21 protein-coding genes are annotated in these 16,231 nt (G+C 58.9%); 9 read left to right on the forward strand and 12 right to left on the reverse strand.

All coding sequences use genetic code 11. The annotated features are described in order from the left end of the window. Positions 1 to 32: 32 nt before the first annotated feature. Positions 33 to 734, reverse strand: a complete 702-nt coding sequence (locus CU100_RS21830) for a HisA/HisF-related TIM barrel protein (protein WP_106718751.1) — start codon at positions 732 to 734, stop codon at positions 33 to 35. A gap of 29 nt (positions 735 to 763) precedes the next feature. Between CU100_RS21830 and CU100_RS21835 the strand changes: the two genes are divergently transcribed. The 3 genes from CU100_RS21835 to CU100_RS21845 all read left to right on the forward strand — a co-directional run bounded on the left by CU100_RS21835 (position 764) and on the right by CU100_RS21845 (position 2,603). Further along, positions 764 to 1,840 carry a hydantoinase/oxoprolinase family protein gene (locus CU100_RS21835; RefSeq protein ID WP_106718966.1) on the forward strand — a complete coding sequence of 359 codons (1,077 nt, stop codon included), beginning with the start codon at positions 764 to 766 and terminating at the stop codon, positions 1,838 to 1,840. Between the two features lie 71 nt (positions 1,841 to 1,911). Continuing rightward, positions 1,912 to 2,157 (forward strand): type II toxin-antitoxin system Phd/YefM family antitoxin, encoded by a 246-nt coding sequence (locus tag CU100_RS21840; RefSeq protein WP_170113927.1) that lies wholly within the window; start codon positions 1,912 to 1,914, stop codon positions 2,155 to 2,157. A 2-nt stretch (positions 2,158 to 2,159) separates the two neighbouring features. Further along, positions 2,160 to 2,603 carry a type II toxin-antitoxin system VapC family toxin gene (locus tag CU100_RS21845; protein ID WP_106718752.1) on the forward strand — a complete coding sequence of 148 codons (444 nt, stop codon included), beginning with the start codon at positions 2,160 to 2,162 and terminating at the stop codon, positions 2,601 to 2,603. Positions 2,604 to 2,662: 59 nt separating this feature from the next. Here CU100_RS21845 and CU100_RS21850 read toward each other — a convergent pair whose 3' ends face one another. The 5 genes from CU100_RS21850 to CU100_RS21870 are packed head-to-tail and all read right to left on the reverse strand — an operon-like array spanning position 2,663 to position 7,013. Beyond that, positions 2,663 to 3,271 (reverse strand): DUF447 domain-containing protein, encoded by a 609-nt coding sequence (locus CU100_RS21850; RefSeq protein ID WP_106718753.1) that lies wholly within the window; start codon positions 3,269 to 3,271, stop codon positions 2,663 to 2,665. After that, a complete protein-coding gene (locus CU100_RS21855; protein WP_106718754.1) occupies positions 3,268 to 4,668 on the reverse strand; it encodes a DUF6513 domain-containing protein in 1,401 nt (466 codons plus the stop codon). Before CU100_RS21855 ends, CU100_RS21850 begins: the two co-directional genes overlap by 4 nt. Continuing rightward, positions 4,661 to 5,212, reverse strand: coding sequence for a flavoprotein (locus CU100_RS21860; RefSeq protein WP_106718755.1), 552 nt, complete (start codon positions 5,210 to 5,212; stop codon positions 4,661 to 4,663). The genes CU100_RS21855 and CU100_RS21860 overlap by 8 nt, the downstream gene beginning before the upstream one ends. Next, positions 5,209 to 5,844: an amino acid kinase family protein gene (locus CU100_RS21865; RefSeq protein WP_106718756.1), complete on the reverse strand. Its 636-nt coding sequence runs from the start codon at positions 5,842 to 5,844 to the stop codon at positions 5,209 to 5,211. The genes CU100_RS21860 and CU100_RS21865 overlap by 4 nt, the downstream gene beginning before the upstream one ends. Then, positions 5,841 to 7,013 carry a (5-formylfuran-3-yl)methyl phosphate synthase gene (locus CU100_RS21870; protein WP_106718757.1) on the reverse strand — a complete coding sequence of 391 codons (1,173 nt, stop codon included), beginning with the start codon at positions 7,011 to 7,013 and terminating at the stop codon, positions 5,841 to 5,843. Before CU100_RS21870 ends, CU100_RS21865 begins: the two co-directional genes overlap by 4 nt. Before the next feature lie 161 nt (positions 7,014 to 7,174). Here CU100_RS21870 and CU100_RS21875 point away from each other — a divergent pair, with 161 nt between their 5' ends. The 6 genes from CU100_RS21875 (at position 7,175) to CU100_RS21900 (ending at position 12,318) form a co-directional block, all read left to right on the forward strand. Then, the gene (locus tag CU100_RS21875) at positions 7,175 to 8,407 is read left to right on the forward strand and encodes an ABC transporter substrate-binding protein (RefSeq protein ID WP_106718968.1); all 1,233 of its coding nucleotides are present in this window, start codon (positions 7,175 to 7,177) and stop codon (positions 8,405 to 8,407) included. 27 nt (positions 8,408 to 8,434) lie between these two features. Continuing rightward, on the forward strand, positions 8,435 to 9,409 hold the full coding sequence (locus CU100_RS21880) for a YVTN family beta-propeller repeat protein (RefSeq protein WP_106718758.1): 975 nt from the start codon (positions 8,435 to 8,437) through the stop codon (positions 9,407 to 9,409). Positions 9,410 to 9,478: 69 nt separating this feature from the next. After that, the gene (locus CU100_RS21885) at positions 9,479 to 9,979 is read left to right on the forward strand and encodes a cupredoxin domain-containing protein (RefSeq protein WP_106718759.1); all 501 of its coding nucleotides are present in this window, start codon (positions 9,479 to 9,481) and stop codon (positions 9,977 to 9,979) included. Positions 9,980 to 10,031: 52 nt separating this feature from the next. Continuing rightward, entirely contained in the window at positions 10,032 to 10,838 is an 807-nt protein-coding gene (locus CU100_RS21890) for an ATP-binding cassette domain-containing protein (protein ID WP_170113928.1), read from the forward strand. After that, positions 10,835 to 11,689 carry an ABC transporter permease gene (locus tag CU100_RS21895; RefSeq protein WP_106718760.1) on the forward strand — a complete coding sequence of 285 codons (855 nt, stop codon included), beginning with the start codon at positions 10,835 to 10,837 and terminating at the stop codon, positions 11,687 to 11,689. The genes CU100_RS21890 and CU100_RS21895 overlap by 4 nt, the downstream gene beginning before the upstream one ends. After that, the gene (locus CU100_RS21900) at positions 11,686 to 12,318 is read left to right on the forward strand and encodes a hypothetical protein (protein WP_245419187.1); all 633 of its coding nucleotides are present in this window, start codon (positions 11,686 to 11,688) and stop codon (positions 12,316 to 12,318) included. Before CU100_RS21895 ends, CU100_RS21900 begins: the two co-directional genes overlap by 4 nt. Here the strand turns inward: CU100_RS21900 and pqqE are convergent. The 6 genes from pqqE to CU100_RS21930 form a co-directional block, all read right to left on the reverse strand. After that, positions 12,308 to 13,432, reverse strand: a complete 1,125-nt coding sequence (gene pqqE / locus CU100_RS21905; protein ID WP_106718762.1) for a pyrroloquinoline quinone biosynthesis protein PqqE — start codon at positions 13,430 to 13,432, stop codon at positions 12,308 to 12,310. The genes CU100_RS21900 and pqqE overlap by 11 nt on opposite strands. Continuing rightward, complete coding sequence (gene pqqD, locus CU100_RS21910; protein ID WP_106718763.1) at positions 13,429 to 13,728, reverse strand: pyrroloquinoline quinone biosynthesis peptide chaperone PqqD; 300 nt, start codon at positions 13,726 to 13,728, stop codon at positions 13,429 to 13,431. The genes pqqE and pqqD overlap by 4 nt, the downstream gene beginning before the upstream one ends. After that, on the reverse strand, positions 13,725 to 14,480 hold the full coding sequence (pqqC, locus tag CU100_RS21915; protein ID WP_106718764.1) for a pyrroloquinoline-quinone synthase PqqC: 756 nt from the start codon (positions 14,478 to 14,480) through the stop codon (positions 13,725 to 13,727). Before pqqC ends, pqqD begins: the two co-directional genes overlap by 4 nt. Next, positions 14,477 to 15,412, reverse strand: a complete 936-nt coding sequence (gene pqqB / locus CU100_RS21920; protein ID WP_106718765.1) for a pyrroloquinoline quinone biosynthesis protein PqqB — start codon at positions 15,410 to 15,412, stop codon at positions 14,477 to 14,479. Before pqqB ends, pqqC begins: the two co-directional genes overlap by 4 nt. A gap of 113 nt (positions 15,413 to 15,525) precedes the next feature. Continuing rightward, positions 15,526 to 15,621 carry a pyrroloquinoline quinone precursor peptide PqqA gene (locus tag CU100_RS21925; protein ID WP_100002498.1) on the reverse strand — a complete coding sequence of 32 codons (96 nt, stop codon included), beginning with the start codon at positions 15,619 to 15,621 and terminating at the stop codon, positions 15,526 to 15,528. Positions 15,622 to 15,697: 76 nt separating this feature from the next. Next, positions 15,698 to 16,222: a PQQ-dependent catabolism-associated CXXCW motif protein gene (locus CU100_RS21930; protein WP_245419188.1), complete on the reverse strand. Its 525-nt coding sequence runs from the start codon at positions 16,220 to 16,222 to the stop codon at positions 15,698 to 15,700. Positions 16,223 to 16,231: the final 9 nt, after the last annotated feature.

Genomic DNA, 16,231 nt, shown 5'->3' on the forward strand with positions numbered 1-16,231 from the left:
CTTCTTGTTTCCTGTTGGCTTTACTGCTGTGCTTAGCTCTTCATCAATGATGCGATCATATCCGGCGTCAGCGCACCGCTATGCAGCGACGTTGCGACGAGTGCGGCCGAGATGCCCAGCGCTTGCAATCGTTCGAGATCGTGCACACCGCGTACCCCGCCGGCGGCTATTACCATACGGTCGCCAGCGCGACGCTTGATCTCTGCCAGGCGCTCGAAATCGGGACCGGAATTGGCCCCGATGCGGCCGAGCGTCATGACGATGATGCGCGATGGCCAGCGATCTGCATTTTCAATAATGGATGGAGGTCCCAGAAATTGATCGCCACGGAAATCCAGCGAGAGAACCAGGCGTGGATCCTTGTGAAAATGTTCAAGCACCAAATTGTCGGTCTGGGACTCGGAACCCAGCACCGGCAATATACCGTCTGTCGCCAAGCCTTGCTCAATCGCGTGGCGATCCGCAAATCCGGCATCGAGCCAGGCGTCGGCCTTGCTGAGCAAGGGCTTCAATTTTTCCAATGCGCTTCCCGCCGAAGGGCGCCTTTGAATGCTGTCGAGATCAGCGACGTAGAAAGCCGGGAAAGGATAGAGTTTGCGCAAGCCGGTCGCGACATCGAGTATTTCGGCAGTTGCACTAAGCGGCGTCTCGATGGGCCGGTAGGAATCGCGATCACCCAACCGCGCGCGAACCACAAGACCGTCTTTTATGTCGAGTACCGGAATGATATGCACGATAAGCCCTGTGAAGGAATGATATGGCCATGAAATCCCGATTTGCCAGCGAAGGAAAGCCTCTTGTGACCGGCTGGGATATTGGCGGCGCTCATCTGAAGATGGCGCAGTGCCGCGATGGCAAGATCGTCTCGGCGCAAATTTTCAAGACGCCGCTTTGGCTCGGGCTGGATCAGACACGCGAGGCATTGCGGGAGATCGGCCCGCTGCGGGGCGGCGGCAACGTCAATGTCTTCACCATGACGGGAGAATTGTCCGATACATTCGGCTCGCGCGATGCGGGAATTGCCGGCCTGCTGGACTTTATCGAAGAAGAATTCGGTACGGCGGATACGCTGATCTATGCAGGCCGATCCGGCTTCTGCGAGATCAGTTCAGCGCGCGGCCTTGGCAGCGATATCGCCTCGGCCAACTGGCACGCCACCGCGAGCCTTGCAGCAAGACTGGCCGAAACAGGGCTCTTCGTCGATATGGGATCCACGACGACGGACATACTGGCTTTCAAGGAAGGCAAGCTGGTCAATGACGGGTATTCCGACGCCGAGCGGCTTTTGACGGGCGAACTGGTCTATACCGGTTTTGCCCGTTCCGCGCTGATAGGCATTGCCGCCCTGGTGCCCGTGCGCGGGCACATGACGCCGCTGATGAACGAATATTTCGCCAATACGGCCGATCTCGGCCGCATTCTCGGCACGCTGGACGAGGCGGATGACAAATATCCTTCCGCAGACCGCCTGCCGAAGACTGTTGCCGGTTCCATACAACGCATAGCGCGCATGGTCGGGCGCGACAGCGGCGATCTTGAAGAAAGCGAATGGATCGATATTGCGCGCTGGTTCAGCGAGCATCAGTTGCGCATGATCCATGATGGCGCATTCCGCGTCGCACGCAAACTGGACGGCGCTGCGCCACTCATCGGTGCCGGTATCGGACGGCCGCAAATCAGGCAATTGGCGAAACGAATGGAACGGCCCTATGTCGATTTCGGTTCGCTCATACCCGCCCCTGAAGATGCGCGGGACGACGCAAGCAAGGCAGCGCCGGCCGCGGCAGTCGCACTGCTTGCGTCAATGTCGATGCATCTGGATCAACAAACTGGCGCCTAGGCCTACAGGACCCTTGTCACGGCGCATTTTTCCTCTATATGACCACTAGGGTCACACTGGAGCATGTCCTGATGAAAGAGATTCAGTTGAAGGATGCCAAGGCAACGTTTTCCCATGTCATCGATGAAGCAGTAGCCGGTGAAACTGCTGTTATCACACGTCACGGCAAGCGGGAGGCTGTGATCATCAGCTATTGCGAATACGAACGGTTGAGCCGGGTCCCTTCGCTTGGCTGGCTGCTTGCCAATTCACCTTTGGAAAAGGGCGACCTACCCGAACGCAAGCCTGCGAAGGGCCTGGACCGCTCAGCTTTCTGATCGTGTATCTCCTCGACACGAATGTTGTCAGCTTGCTTGCCCCGGCAATGCGCAGGACTGAAGCTGACGAGAAAGTCGTCGAATGGATCGTCAGCCGTTCGGCGGATCTGTGGCTATCAGTCATCACGGCCGCGGAGATCGAAGATGGAATAGCGAGTGCCGCCCGCAAAGGCGCCACACGAAAATCGCAACACCTCGAAGAGTGGTGGGGGGAAATTCGTCATTATTACGGGAACCGTATTCTGCCGCTTGACCTCGACACCGCAAGAATGACCGGGCATCTGATGACAACAGCGCGTGCGGCAGGCATCAGCCCGGGCTTTGAGGACATTGCGATTGCGGCAACCGGACAGAAAAATGATCTGACCGTACTCACGATCAACGAAAGAGACTTCAGACCGCTTGGCGTCAAGTATCAGAATCCGTTCAGTACGTTGCCCGCTTAGAGCCTGTCAGGTCTTGGGCAATCGCGCACCCTCTCCCGTCGGGAACCGGTCAAAATTCACTAACTTTGACCGCCACGATGAGGCACGGCATTCTTACCTTTCGCATCCGCCGCATCCTGGTGATCCCTGACCTTTTCCATCAGCCATGACCATGCCTGAAGCTCGTCGGGGCCGCCGGTCTTCTCCAGAGCAATCGCCAGATAGGCGACCTCGGCCTCCACCTTTTCCGGCGGCAGCATGGAAAGCCGGCTGACGAGTATCGCAAGTTCGAGCACGGCTGCCTTTGCGCGGTTGAGGCCGGTGAAGGGAGCGTGCATCTTTTCGGACACGACCTTGCACAAGTGACGCGGACGCAGAGCATCCTCATCGACCGAGACCACCTCGAGCACCGAATGACTGAGCGCCGCTTCCAATCGCGGCACCGGGCAGTTCTTTACCGCAACAGTCGGCCATTCCTTGCGACCGGTGAGACAGCCGGCGAAGATCAGCACGTCATCCGTGTAGTTTGCGATAGCGAAGGGGATGGCGGCGAGATTTTCCAGGGTCTTGGACGGGCGGAACGGCGCTATGACCCAGCCATGATCCTGCTGGATGATCCCGAGTGGGGCGATGTGCGCAACGCCCTTGGCGTCGACCGTGGTGACAATCGTTTCCCTGATATAGGTCACGGCGCCTTATCCTTCTTCAACCGCAGGGTGTGCCCTGCTTCCGCCAGCCGCAGGCGGTCCTGCTGTTTGCCAGGGAGAGCCGCGCCAAAGGTGAGCGGCTCGTCCTGTGTGTAGCGCTTGCCCAGCTTCCAGGCGATTTCCGCCTTGGTAAGCTCAGCGCCAAGATAAAAGGCGTGCGCACCGTCCCCCTCAACGTCGAGGCCGGGGAAAAGTTCAAACGCATCCTGCGCGATCCTATGCCCTCCGGCATTGAAGATGTGCACCCCATCCGGTGCGGTCATGATGCGGAAATTGGCATCGCGCACGTCGGCGGCAAGCGCCGCTATGTCCGCGGCGCTGTTCGGATAGGGCTTGCGATCGTGCACTTGCAGCAGACCGGCATCATAGCCGCGCGGCAGGGCGTGATCCTGTTTGGCTGCGAACATGGTACGGCGCGCGCTGTCATGTTCCTCTACCGTCCGGATCGTATGTGGACTGACATTGACGACAAGGACATTACCGATGGAAAGCTCCGAGCAAATCCCCGCAAGGAGAGCGGTGACGCCGGAGGAATCGGCGTCGGTGAGTTCGGTCAGATTGCCCGTTCCCATCATCATCGGGATGTCAGGCCAACGTCGGCGCGCTTCGAGGAACCGCCCAAGCGAGACGGCAAAGCCGAAATGGATGGGATCGAGCACCGGATCGGCGATGAACGGGATGTTTACCGCCTGCGCCGCGTCAATGGCCCGGCCGAGCGAATCGAGATCGCCCGGAATGGCGGCGATGAGGATAGGCGTGACGCCATATTTGATTGCGAGACCGATGGTATGTTCGGTGAGGCTCAGGAGATAGTCGGCACCGGCCGCTGCGCCAGTTTCAAGCTCCTCGAGATTGGCCGAGTCGACACTGACCTTGAGACCTCGCGCTTTCAGGGCGCGAACGGCATCGGACAGATGCGGAAACGGCGTTTCCGGCAGACAACCGAGATCAATGACGTCGGCACCGGCGGCCGCGAGATCGACGGCACGCTGCATCAGCGCCTCAAGCGACAGCGCCGAGGCATCGACGATTTCGGCGAAGATGCGCATGTCATGCCTTGAAAGATCGACCGGCTTGCCGGCGCGCCCGAGAAATGCCGGCAGATCGGCAACCTCGTCGGGACCGCGTTCGAAGGGGACGCCGAAACGCTGGCTCAAGCTCCCGAGGTCACCACGGTAGCGCCCGGGAAGGATGATGCGGTCTGCCGTGACAGGTGGTTTCAGGCGGCGCGCGATGATCTCCTCGGTCATCAACGCCGCAACCTTCACACCAATATCGACGATATCATAGGTGAACGCAGTCTTGCCAAGGTCGGCGAGCACACGCTCCAGCCGCGCGCGGGCAAGATGCCCGGTGAGGAAGAGCAGATGCTCAGCCATCGTCGGAAATCACCCTCTGGCGGGCGGTGATGGCTTCGATGAGTTCGGCCAGCGATTCGACGACCTGGGTTCGCTCGTAGGTCTTGAGCCTTGCAGTGTTTTCCAGATCGATTGGACGCGGGTAGACCTTGACGATACCGCTTGGCGCCATGGTTTCGAGCTCCGGCGCCGTATCGCAGGCAAAGACGATCGACGGCACGAGGCACTTTCCCGCCTGGGCATAGACGTTGGTGGGGAGCGAATCCGAGATTCCGGCGACGCACTTCGCCACCGTGTTGGAGGTCGCGGGAGCAATGACCGCCGTGTGATAGACGCCGGTGTAGAACCCGCCAATGGGGACGGAACTCGCAGTCTTGTCATGCAGAACTCGCGTTGTCTCCGGAAAATCGAGCTTGAGCTTGTACATGCGAAGCACTTCGTTCGCGGCTTTCGAGACGAAGACGTCGCAGTGCTCGAGCGTGCGGATCAGATCGAAGCTTTCAATGAAGAAATGGCCGGAACCGGTCAGAGCCCAGGCCCAGCGGGGTGTATGCAGCCTCGTCATTGCGCACCCATTGCTTCAACATGTCTGTGCCGGAACATCCTGCGCCCGGGAACGGAATCCAACGGGAGCAGGAGCTTGTCCAGCACATGCGGACCGGCGACATGAAGATTTGTCGCCTCGTCCAACATGTCGGGAAGCATGCGATCCGCGATCCCGGCGCCAGCAAGCTCGCGCACAGTCGCATAATGGACGTACTCGTCTGTCTGCTTTACCAGAAGCAGGTCATCGGCAGCCAAAAGCCGCGCGAGCCAGGCACTCAGGCTATCCGACGTCAAATCCCATGAACAGGGTATGTCCGGAGCGCCAAGCGCCATCGACGACGGCAGCCAGACAGGGATGGAACCGGCATCGAGGACCTCATCGATCTGCGCGAGTGATCGCGCCACCTGCAATCGTGGGTGGCGCTCGGCTATCGCGATGCCGAACTGGTCCATGGCAAGGATCGCCATCGCGTGCGCCGCATCGCCGGAATATGCGAGCGGCTTTTGCGAAATCCGCACCTGATCGGCAAAAGGACCGCCGCCCGGCACAATGACCAGCGGAAAGGTCGCGCTGGCAAGAAGGTCGATCCAGCGCTGCATTTCAGCATGACCTGCCGTGCTGCCTCCGAGCTTGACGACGAGGGGTTTCATGAAGATTTCCGCCCGCCATGGGCGTGAACCGGCCGGGGCCTTGCCGATGAATTCTTCACATCGTTTTTCCGCTCGATCTCGACACCGACGCCGCCGGGTCCAAGTTCGAGCTTTTCGGCCCGCACGACGACGCGGGTCACACGAGGATTTTCAAGGACGAAAGCCGCGACTTGCTCTGCCAGCGTCTCGGCCAGTTCGATATGGCCGCGCGCGACAATGGCACGGATGCCATCCATGATGAGATCGTAGGATACGACATGACGCATGTCTTCGGGGTTGCGTGTCACCCGCAGGACATCGGCGGTGACATCGAAACGGACTTTCTGGGCTTTGCCATGCTCGAAACTATATGCACCGATATGGACTGGCAGAACGAAATCGCGGACGAATATCTTGTCGGTTCCAAGCCCCGCCTCGGAAGGATCCGGGAAATAGCCGCGGGCCGCGAGCAACTTGTAGTCCACGCCCGAAGGCGCGCTTGCCTCGAGGGCCTCGGGGATCAAGCCGCGAATCTTCGCCGTCGCCTGTGCATCGATCGGCGCAGTGCGATCGAGACCCGAACAGAGCGCCCCGCGAAAGCCGAGAAAATCCGGGGCATAGGCCAAGAGGCGCGGGATGTCAGGCGCTTCAAGCGATCCGGCAACGCCAACCTTCAGACCGCGCGACTGGCCATCCTTGACGAATTTTCCGATCTGGTCCGGCGTCATATGATCCAGCAGGCGGCCCTTCGCCTTGTCGGCGGTATCAATCATCACGCCGTGAAATCCAGCGGCAGACAATTCCTGCAGAAGAGTTTCCTTGTAGGCGTTGCGATAGTCGGCAAATAGCACCGCAATCAATTTATTGTGTGACGCGAGAGCCGCCAGCGCCTGAAGACAGCCGGCTAAGTGCTCTGACGGAAGCAACCCTATCTTGATATAATCCACCCCGGTTGCGGCAAACTCCTCGACCTTTGTGCGAACCACTTCAGGTTGCATGGGAAGATCGCCACAAGCGGCACTGACGGGCCGCCTACGCGCGATAAAAGCTATGACTTCCAGAAGCTTCGATGTCTCGACAGCACCCAGCGCTCCATTGGCCGGATCCTTCAGATCAATGATATCCGCACCGTTCTGGAAAACGATTTCCGCTTCGATGACGTCCTGTACGCTTGCCAGCATCTGTGTCATTGGCACGGCCCCCGAGAGAGAAGCGAAATCTTGCCTCGCGTGACAGAAAAGATGACACTTAGGGTTGAGATTATGGCGGGGTTGTTTAAAACCACTATGGGCACCTCTGTTCTTAAGCGACCGCCATCACGTGAATGGCGGCTAGTCTCATTGGTATGATCATGAAGAGTACGGTGCCATACACTCTCTCAGTTTTATTCGGCTTTTTTTTGCTCTTCGTCAACGTGTCCGACGGACCCGCGCAAGAGGCTGCGACGAATAAGCCCGCGAAACCGGCAGTCGAGACGCGGATCGGCTATCTTCGCGCCTATGAGCCACAGCTGGCTCTCTCCGTACTCGACATACCGCCGCGCGACGAGGGCGTGGCCGGCGCCAATGTCGCGATCAATGACAACAACACGACCGGCAAGTTTCTCGGCCAGAGTTTTGCTCTTGACGTGACAGAGGCAAAGTTCGATGCCGATGTCGTACCCGTCTTCAAGGAAATGCTCGCGCGCGGGGATCGTTTCATTCTTGCTGACATTTCGGCCAAGCAATTGCTGTCGATAGCCGATCTCGCCAGGGAAAGCGGCGTTTTGCTGTTCAACGTGGGCGCCACGGACGACAGTTTGCGAGAGGACCAATGCCGCTCCAACGTCTTCCACACGGCACCGACGCGCAGCATGCTTGCCGACGGGCTGGCGCAGTACCTCGTCTGGAAACAGTGGCGCAAATGGGTGCTGCTCCATGGCTCGCATGAGCGTGACAAGCTCTATGCCGACGCTATCCGCCGCGCGGCAACGCGCTTCGGTGCGACCATCGTGGAAGAGCGGCTCTACGAAGACAAGGGCACAGCGCGCAGGACCGACACGGGTGTAATCCAGGTGCAAAAGCAGATGCCTGTATTCACACAGAACCTGCCGGAGCATGACGTCGTCATCGTCGCCGACGAGAGCGAGGTATTCGGCAGCTACGTTCCCTACCGGACGTGGACTCCTCGCCCTGTTGCGGGAACGGCGGGCCTTGTGCCCTCGAGCTGGCATCCGGCCAGTGAACAATGGGGAGGGTCGCAGATTCAAAATCGTTTCTTCAAGGCAACCGGACGGCGAATGCTGTCGAAGGATATGCAAGCCTGGACTGCGGTGCGCATATTGGGAGAGGCTGTCACGCGATCCAAGGGAAACGATCCCAAACAGGTCGAAAACTTCATCAAGGCCGATGACTTCTCCATCGCCGCCTTCAAGGGGCAGAAGCTGAGTTTCCGCACGTGGAACTGGCAGCTGCGCCAGCCGATCATAATCGGCGACGGGCACGGCGTCGTTTCCACTTCGCCGCAGGAAGGCTTTCTGCACCAGTTTTCAGAGCTCGACACGCTGGGCGTGGACAAGCCTGAAACAAAATGCACCCTCAACTAGAACATGAACTTAAATGGGAGGACCAAGATGCGAAATCATATATGCCTGCTCGCTGTGACTGTAGCGCTGCCGTTTCTTGCACAGCCCGCCTGGGCCAATATGGTTTATGTCTCGAATGAAAAGGACAACACGGTAACGGTGGTCGATTCCAAGACAATGGAGGTTGTCAAGACCATCGATGTCGGACAACGGCCGCGCGGCATCACGATTTCCCACGACGGCAAGCTTCTCTACGTCTGCGCCAGCGATGACGACACGGTCGAGATCATCGATACCAGCACGAACGAGATCGTGGGGTCGCTTCCATCCGGTCCGGATCCGGAACTGTTCGTCCTCTCGCCCAATGGCGAGACACTTTATATCGCCAATGAGGACGACAATCTGGTCACCGTGATCGATGTCAACGCCAAAAGCGTTCTTGCAGAGATTCCGGTCGGCGTGGAACCGGAAGGCATGGGCGTGAGCCCCGATGGCAAGACCATCGTCAACACCTCCGAGACCACAAGCATGGCACATTTCATCGACGCGTCGACCCACGAGATCACCGACAATGTACTGGTCGATTCGCGGCCGCGCTTTGCCGAGTTCAAGCCTGACGGTTCCGAGGTCTGGGTGTCGGCGGAAATCGGCGGCACAGTATCCGTCATCGACAATAAATCGCGCGCGGTGACGCATAAGATCACTTTCGAAATCCAGGGACTGCGTTCCGAACAGATCCAGCCGGTCGGCGTGCGCATAACCGCCGACGGCAAGAAGGCCTACGTGGCGCTCGGACCGGCGAACCGCGTCGCAGTAGTCAACACGGAAACCTACGAGGTGGAAAAATACATATTGGTGGGCCAGCGTGTCTGGCAGCTGGCGTTCACTCCGGACGGCAAGCAGATCATCAGCACCAATGGATTGTCGAACGACATCACGTTCATCGACACGGAAACAGACGAGCCGATCAAATCGGTTACGGTGGGGCAATTGCCCTGGGGCGTTGCGGTATCACCGAACTAGCCGGCTTGCTCTCCCTCGTTGCGGGGGAGAGTAAAACAGCGACCAACTATCCAATGACAGGGAGGAAATATGACGAACTATAAAGCACTCGCACTGGCCACGTTTCTCAGCATCGGACTGGCTCAATCCTTTGCCTTCGCGCAAGCCGACGACGATGATGACGACGCCAAGGCTGCGCCTGAACCGAAAGCAGCGATGCAGGCAAAGCCGCCGGCAGTCACGCGAGCAAGCAAGACTGTGCCGGAACTCATTCTTGGCTCCAAGGACGATGAATTCACAGTCAACCAGAAGGACTTCGAACTCGTATCCGGACAAGGCTATCGCTGGAAGATCACGTCTGCCGCCGGCCTGGAGTACAAGTTCGTTACCGATCTCTTCCGCAATGTATGGATGAACCAGATCGTCATCAACGATCTCGAAGTGCACATGGACGGCAGCCCGGCATGGCTGGAATTCGACGCGCCGGGAACGATCAATGTTCAATTCACTGCAGTTCGACCCGGTAAATACACATGGTCGGTGCCAGACCTTGCAGACAAGGGAATGAAGGGTACGATCACCATCAAATAGCCGTCAGATGGCGCGAGGATAGTGTCAGATCGAGTACCAAGGGTGGAGCTTGATGGGTACGAATGCGGGACTGAGGAACATTCACGACAAGTCGATGCCGGATGCAAGCCTTCCGGCGCTTGATCTCGCCTCGGTGAGCTACGCCTATGGCAAAAGGCAAGCGCTCGACAACATCACGTTTTCCATACAAGCCGGCCGGTTCGCGGTCCTGCTTGGATTGAACGGCGCGGGCAAAACAACACTGTTCTCATTGATCAGTCATCTGTTTGCGACAAGGCATGGCCGGATACACGTGTTCGGCCATGATATCGATCGCAAGCCCGGGGACGCATTGCGGCGTCTCGGGATCGTCTTTCAGGCACGCACCCTCGATCTCGACCTGTCCGTGCAGCAGAACCTTGCCTATCATGCCTCGCTGCATGGTATCCGCGCCCGGGAGGCCAACCAGCGCATCCACGATCTGATGAAATCCATCGACATGAGCGACCGGCTGCACGAGAAAGCCCGAAGCCTGTCAGGCGGTCAGATCCGCCGCGTCGAGATTGTCCGTGCCCTGCTGCATGAGCCTTCGCTTCTGCTGCTCGATGAAGCGACAGTGGGGCTCGACATCAAGTCCCGCGCGACAATCCTCGCCGATATTCGCAAGCTGGTGGAGGAAAAGGGCATCAGCGTCCTTTGGGCAACGCATTTGATCGACGAGGTCAGCCACGCGGACCAGGTGATTGTCCTCAACCAGGGCAAGCTCGTTGCCAATGGGCCGGTGAGCGATGTGGTGAAGAATGCCGGCGCCGAAACGATCAACGAGGCCTTTTCGCGGCTCACCGGAATCGTGGCGCTGCAAACGGGGAGCCGGGTATGACCGACATCGCCAGCCAGCGCCCGATCGTACGCAGCCGCTTCGGCATCATGCACTATCTGGTCTGCCTCAAAGGTATACTTATCCGGGAGGGCCTGCGCTATCTCAACCAGCGCGAGCGCTTTATCTCTTCGCTGGTGCGGCCATTATTGTGGCTGTTCATCTTCGCGGCGGGCTTCCGCCAGGTTCTCGGCGTCTCGATCATCCCGCCCTATCAGACCTATGTGCTCTACGAGGTCTATATAACGCCCGGGCTTTGCGGCATGATCCTTTTGTTCAGCGGCATGCAATCCTCGCTGTCCATGGTCTATGACCGGGAAATGGGCAATATGCGCACGCTGCTCGTCAGCCCTTTCCCGCGCTGGTTCCTGCTGGTCTCGAAGCTCCTCGCCGGGGTCGCGGTCTCGATCATCCAGGTCTATGCGTTCCTGTTCATCGCCTGGTTCTGGGGCGTGAAGGCGCCGCCGCTCGGCTATTTGCTGACGCTGCCGGCGCTGTTCCTTTCGGGCATGATGCTGGGTGCCCTGGGCATGCTGCTTTCCTCGCTGATCAAGCAGCTCGAGAATTTCGCCGGCATCATGAACTTCGTCATTTTCCCGATGTACTTCGCATCCTCGGCGCTTTACCCGCTGTGGCGCGTGCAGGAGGCAAGTCCTCTCCTCTACAAGATCTGCCTGCTCAACCCGTTCACCTATGCGGTCGAACTGATCCGTTTCGCTTTCTATGGGCAGATCGAGTGGACTTCGCTGGCCGTCGTTTGCGCGTTCACCATCATATTCATCTCGGGCGCCATCATCGCCTACGACCCCTCGCGAGGGCTCGTCATCAAGAAGCAAGAGGGAGGCACCAATTGAGCCGGCCAGGCATGATTTTCGCTGCATCGGCGGGCATTTTCCTGCTGTTTTCTTCCCATGCTGCATACGCCGCGGCGAACAAGGATCCGAGCTGGCCCTGCATCCAGCGCAAAGTGCCGGAGCTTTCCGTCGGCCAAGTGTGGAATGGCCCCGAGATTCCGGAGAGTGCGAAGAACTGGGATAAGGACCCGGCAGTCGACGCTCTGACCAGCGAGGTTGCGGCAAGGCGAAATCCGCTGGACGCTGCCCAAAAGAAGATCGTGGAGTTTGCAGGAGGACTGCCGAAGGATCAGGTGAACGACAAGATGTTCATGCTGTTCCAGGGCGTGTTCGACACCTTGAACCGCGAGCGCGAGCAGGTGATATCAGGTATTTCGCGCTATGCCGACAAGCAGCGGGCCATGGCAGAGGATCTGCGCAAGCAGGCCTCTATGGTGGACGCGATGCGGGCCAAGCCCGACGCCGATCCGGAAGAGCTCGACAGGCTGAATGAAAGGCTGACCTGGGAAACCCGCATCTACGAGGAACGCGTGCAGTCGCTGACCTATGTCTGCGAAGTGCCGACCATTATCGAACAGCGCCTCTACGGCCTTTCAAAGACCATCCAGCAATCGATCGTCAAACCGTAGGTTCGGCCACTTTGCCGATGCGGCGGTAGGTGAAGGCACCGGATGTCGTATCCGCCGCCTTTGTGCGGATGGCCTCGTTGATCAGAGCGCCCATGCGCGCATGCAGCGGAGACAGAACACAAGCCGGATCCGTGGCGGCGGCATCACCTGCGATCGCCATGGCCTGGCAACGGCAGCCGCCCCAATCGATCTCCTGGCGCTCGCAGCTCCGGCACGGTTCCTGCATCCAGCTGGTACCGCGGAACGCGTTGAACGCGGCCGATTCATGCCAGATGCGGCTGAGGCTCCAATCGCCGAAACGCTCGAAATGCAGCGATTTGATCGTGGCGGCGGCGTGGCATGGCAGCACGGTCCCATCAGGTGCAACCATGAACGCGTCGCGCGCCCAGCCGCCCATGCAGGGCTTGGGGTAGATGGCAAAATAGTCGGGCGTGACGAAATCGATCGTCATGATGCCGCGCAGCCGCTCCTGCGCTTCCTCGACGATCTGCACCTGGCGCTCGACCGCTTCGCGCTCCGGCATGAGTGCTTCGCGGTTGAGCAGCGCCCAACCTGCATATTGCACATTGGCGATCTCCAGCCGCTCGGCGCCGAGGCCAAGCGCGAGATCGATGAAATCCGGGACCTCTTCCATGTTGTGGCGATGGATCGGCGCATTGATCGTCAACGGGAGCCCGGCCGCGCGCACGCGCCGCGCCGTTTCGAGCTTCTTTTGGTGGGCGCCGAGGGAATTGCCGATCTTCTCGGTGGTGGCGGCGAACGCGCCCTGAAAACTCAGCTGGATATGATCGAGACCGGCAGCGGCCAGGGCCTCGATACGTCCTTCGGCGATGCCGACGCCAGCCGTGATGAGATTGGTATAGACGCCGCGGCGGGCGAGGCAGGCAACGAGATCGACGAGATCCGAGCGAAGCGTCGGTTCGCCGCCGGAAAGATGCACCTGCAGAACTCCGAGGTCAGCGGCCTGCTCGAACAGCGAAAGCCAGCCCGCCGTATCCATTTCGCGGTTGGCCTTAAGGAGCTCGACCGGGTTGGAACAATAGGCGCACTGAAGCGGGCAGCGGTGGGTAAGTTCCGCCAGCATGCCGATCGGGGGTAGAACAGGTTCGTTCATAACGTCACCAGAAATTTGTCGGACCATTCCTGCAGGAAACCAGTTACATCAGGTGCGATTTCCGCTTCGTCGGCTGCATACTGGTCCGCCAGCAATGCAATCATCTGTGCAACGCTGTGCCTGCCATCGCACAGCCTCAGGATGTCAAGGCTGACCTCATTGGGCCAGAATACCCGCTCCGGCGACAGCAATGCCCAGGCTTCGCGCACATTATCATACTGGAGCCGCGCATGAGACTTTAATATGGGACGCGATTGCAGGGAAACAACCGCTCGAACGCGCGTGGTGTGAGTCATGCCACCTCCGGAGCGAAAGCGCCAGGCGGAATATTGCCCTTTTCGCCGTAAGCGTGCGCTAACGCATCCAGCATCGCCCAGAGAACGTCGCACTTGAAGACCAAGGCATTTATGACCGCCTGCTGCTTTTCCGGCGTGTCGGCATGTTTCATCACATAGGCCAGTGCAAAATCGGAATCGCGCGAAGCCTGTGTCGGGCGCTTGTCGAAATAAGCAAGTATGTCAGGCGTAACGTAGTCATATTTCGCAAGCATGGCGGGCACGCGCTCGCCGATGATAACGGGAGAGAAAAGCTCGGTCAGCGACGACGCTACTGCTTCGAGGAGCGTGCGGTTCGTGCAGAAGGAAAGATAGGCGCCAACGGCAAAACGCGTGCCCGGGAGCGCAAGCCTTTCGCTTTTGACATCATCCGCAGCAAGACCAAGACCTGTCGCCAGCTTGAGCCAGCGCGCGATCCCGCCGCTCCAGCCGTCGTCGCCATCATGATCTTCGATCCGCTTGCGCCATTCGGCACGAAATTCCGGATCCTCGGACCTTGCAAGGATCATCGCGTCCTTGCGTGGAATGACCGATTGATAGCAATAGCGATTGAGCGCCCAAGCCTGCATCTGCCCCCTGGTCAATGCGCCGCTGACCATCTGGTGATGATAGGGGTGGCGATTGTGGTAGCGCTCGGCGCCGACCTCCCTCAGAACCCTTTCCAGCCCGGCCGGTGACAATCCGTTGCGAGCCGCATCAGCGAAATCGCTCAAAGCCTGACCTCCATGCCGTCGAATGCTACTCTCCAGCCTGCGGCGATGACAGCCGCGTGTTCGGGCGATGCGGCGTCCAGAACCGGATTGGTATTGTTGATGTGGACATAGATCCGCTTCCTGATGCCGAGATCCGCCAGGGCGGCGAGCGATCCGCCCTCCCCGGCCATATGCAGGTGCCCCATGCGGGCGCCAGTCTTGGCGCCGACGCCTGCAGTGATCATTTCATCATCGGTGTAGACAGTGCCATCGAAGAGGAGACATTCGGCACCTGACAACCTGTCTTCGAGGGTGGCATCGATGCGTGCGCAACCAGGAATATAGAACGCAGCAGGACCATTTTCGGAGGCGATGCGCAGCCCGATCGTATCGCCTTCCCGGGTGCCGAAACCTTCATCGGCTTTCGACCGGTCCTCCAGAAACAGCGCGACCTTGCCGGGTACGGCAAAGCTTTCGATTGTAAGGCCGACCGGCTTTCCGCCGGCGTCCAGGATATCCGTACTCTTGCCCAGCGGAAGCTCGCGCCTTTGCACGACTTCCGGGTCGAGAACATTGAAAATGGAGTTGGACGCGAGTACCTCCAGAACGCGTCCGGTCGCATAGATGACGAACGGCTCGCGCTCGCGCAGGCTGAGCAGCCCGGCAATGTGATCGACATCGGCATTGGTCAGCACAACGGCGCGGATGGGCGTCGAGCGCAGCGGGCCGCCTGGTTGCGGCTGAAGTTCAGGCGTGAAGGCAATTTGCTGGCGTATGTCGGGAGATGCGTTGAACAATACCCAATCATCGCCGTTCGCCGTAGCTGCAAGGCTGGATTGTGTCCGGGCACGCAGATTGGGGTCGCCATCCCAGACACGGCGGCTCAAGCGATAATTGCAATTCCATTGGGGAAACCCGCCTCCTGCCGCGGAGCCGATGATCTTCAATCGCATGCGGGCAAACCCTCATCTTCCGGAAACATGGGTTCCGGCAGAACTATTCTGAATAGAAATGGCTCTGGGTGCCGCCCTGCGCGATCAGATCGCGCAGGGCGATGGGTCAGATCTTACTTTTTTGCCTTGAGCTCTGCAGGCAGGTAACGCGAAAGTTCCATACCGGCAGCAACCTGACACATGGTTGGCTTTGTCCATGTTTTCTTCATGCTTTCCTCCTTCTTCACAAAGATCAAAGATTGATCTTTCTCCACTATCATACGCCATTGTGGCGCAAGATTGAAATTAAAAGGGCATATTTGTCTGTGTTGGCTGCTTCGCCGCCACCCAGCCATCCGTGCCGTGCGGGTACCAAAGTACTGACTTGTAGCCCCATTCGACCGCCCTTTTGGCTGCGTTCCAGGACATCCAGCAGTTTGCCATACAGTAAAACAGCACCTTTCTGTTCGTGTCGTCGCCTAGTCGAGATTTCAGCCCTTTTCGAAAATAGGCTTCCGTCTCCTTGTTGATCATCCCGTAGCCCACATTTGCGAGCCAAATGCTACCGGGTATATTTTCCCGGATCTTCTCCTTCCAGATGGTCCCGGCCGGCAGGTTTGCCGGTTTCGGATCATGGGGAAGGACATCGACGAAAACCGCCGATTTGTCTTTCCAGAGCGCGATGGTCTCCTCGGTCGTGACCACCCTTGCCCCTTCGAGCGTTGCGGGAACCGCAGCGCGATAATTCTCGGTTCTGTAGTCCGGCGGCTCAGGAGCCGTTTCTGCGGCAGAAGCGGTTGCAACCAATATACCAACCAAAACGGCCAGCACGCCCGAACA

This window comes from Phyllobacterium endophyticum, assembly GCF_003010935.1.
Taxonomy (GTDB): domain Bacteria; phylum Pseudomonadota; class Alphaproteobacteria; order Rhizobiales; family Rhizobiaceae; genus Phyllobacterium; species Phyllobacterium endophyticum.

Excerpts from the sequence above, each read along its gene's own strand:
- CU100_RS21885 (WP_106718759.1), top strand. The coding sequence starts at position 9,479 with ATGACGAACTATAAAGCACTCGCACTGGCCACGTTTCTCAGCATCGGA.
- CU100_RS21835 (WP_106718966.1), top strand. The coding sequence starts at position 764 with ATGAAATCCCGATTTGCCAGCGAAGGAAAGCCTCTTGTGACCGGCTGG.
- CU100_RS21870 (WP_106718757.1), bottom strand. The coding sequence starts at position 7,013 with ATGACACAGATGCTGGCAAGCGTACAGGACGTCATCGAAGCGGAAATC.
- CU100_RS21895 (WP_106718760.1), top strand. The coding sequence starts at position 10,835 with ATGACCGACATCGCCAGCCAGCGCCCGATCGTACGCAGCCGCTTCGGC.
- CU100_RS21880 (WP_106718758.1), top strand. The coding sequence starts at position 8,435 with ATGCGAAATCATATATGCCTGCTCGCTGTGACTGTAGCGCTGCCGTTT.
- CU100_RS21840 (WP_170113927.1), top strand. The coding sequence starts at position 1,912 with ATGAAAGAGATTCAGTTGAAGGATGCCAAGGCAACGTTTTCCCATGTC.
- CU100_RS21890 (WP_170113928.1), top strand. The coding sequence starts at position 10,032 with ATGGGTACGAATGCGGGACTGAGGAACATTCACGACAAGTCGATGCCG.
- CU100_RS21855 (WP_106718754.1), bottom strand. The coding sequence starts at position 4,668 with ATGGCTGAGCATCTGCTCTTCCTCACCGGGCATCTTGCCCGCGCGCGG.
- pqqE (WP_106718762.1), bottom strand. The coding sequence starts at position 13,432 with ATGAACGAACCTGTTCTACCCCCGATCGGCATGCTGGCGGAACTTACC.
- CU100_RS21865 (WP_106718756.1), bottom strand. The coding sequence starts at position 5,844 with ATGAAACCCCTCGTCGTCAAGCTCGGAGGCAGCACGGCAGGTCATGCT.
- CU100_RS21925 (WP_100002498.1), bottom strand. The coding sequence starts at position 15,621 with ATGAAGAAAACATGGACAAAGCCAACCATGTGTCAGGTTGCTGCCGGT.
- CU100_RS21860 (WP_106718755.1), bottom strand. The coding sequence starts at position 5,212 with ATGACGAGGCTGCATACACCCCGCTGGGCCTGGGCTCTGACCGGTTCC.
- pqqB (WP_106718765.1), bottom strand. The coding sequence starts at position 15,412 with ATGCGATTGAAGATCATCGGCTCCGCGGCAGGAGGCGGGTTTCCCCAA.
- CU100_RS21875 (WP_106718968.1), top strand. The coding sequence starts at position 7,175 with ATGAAGAGTACGGTGCCATACACTCTCTCAGTTTTATTCGGCTTTTTT.
- pqqD (WP_106718763.1), bottom strand. The coding sequence starts at position 13,728 with ATGACTCACACCACGCGCGTTCGAGCGGTTGTTTCCCTGCAATCGCGT.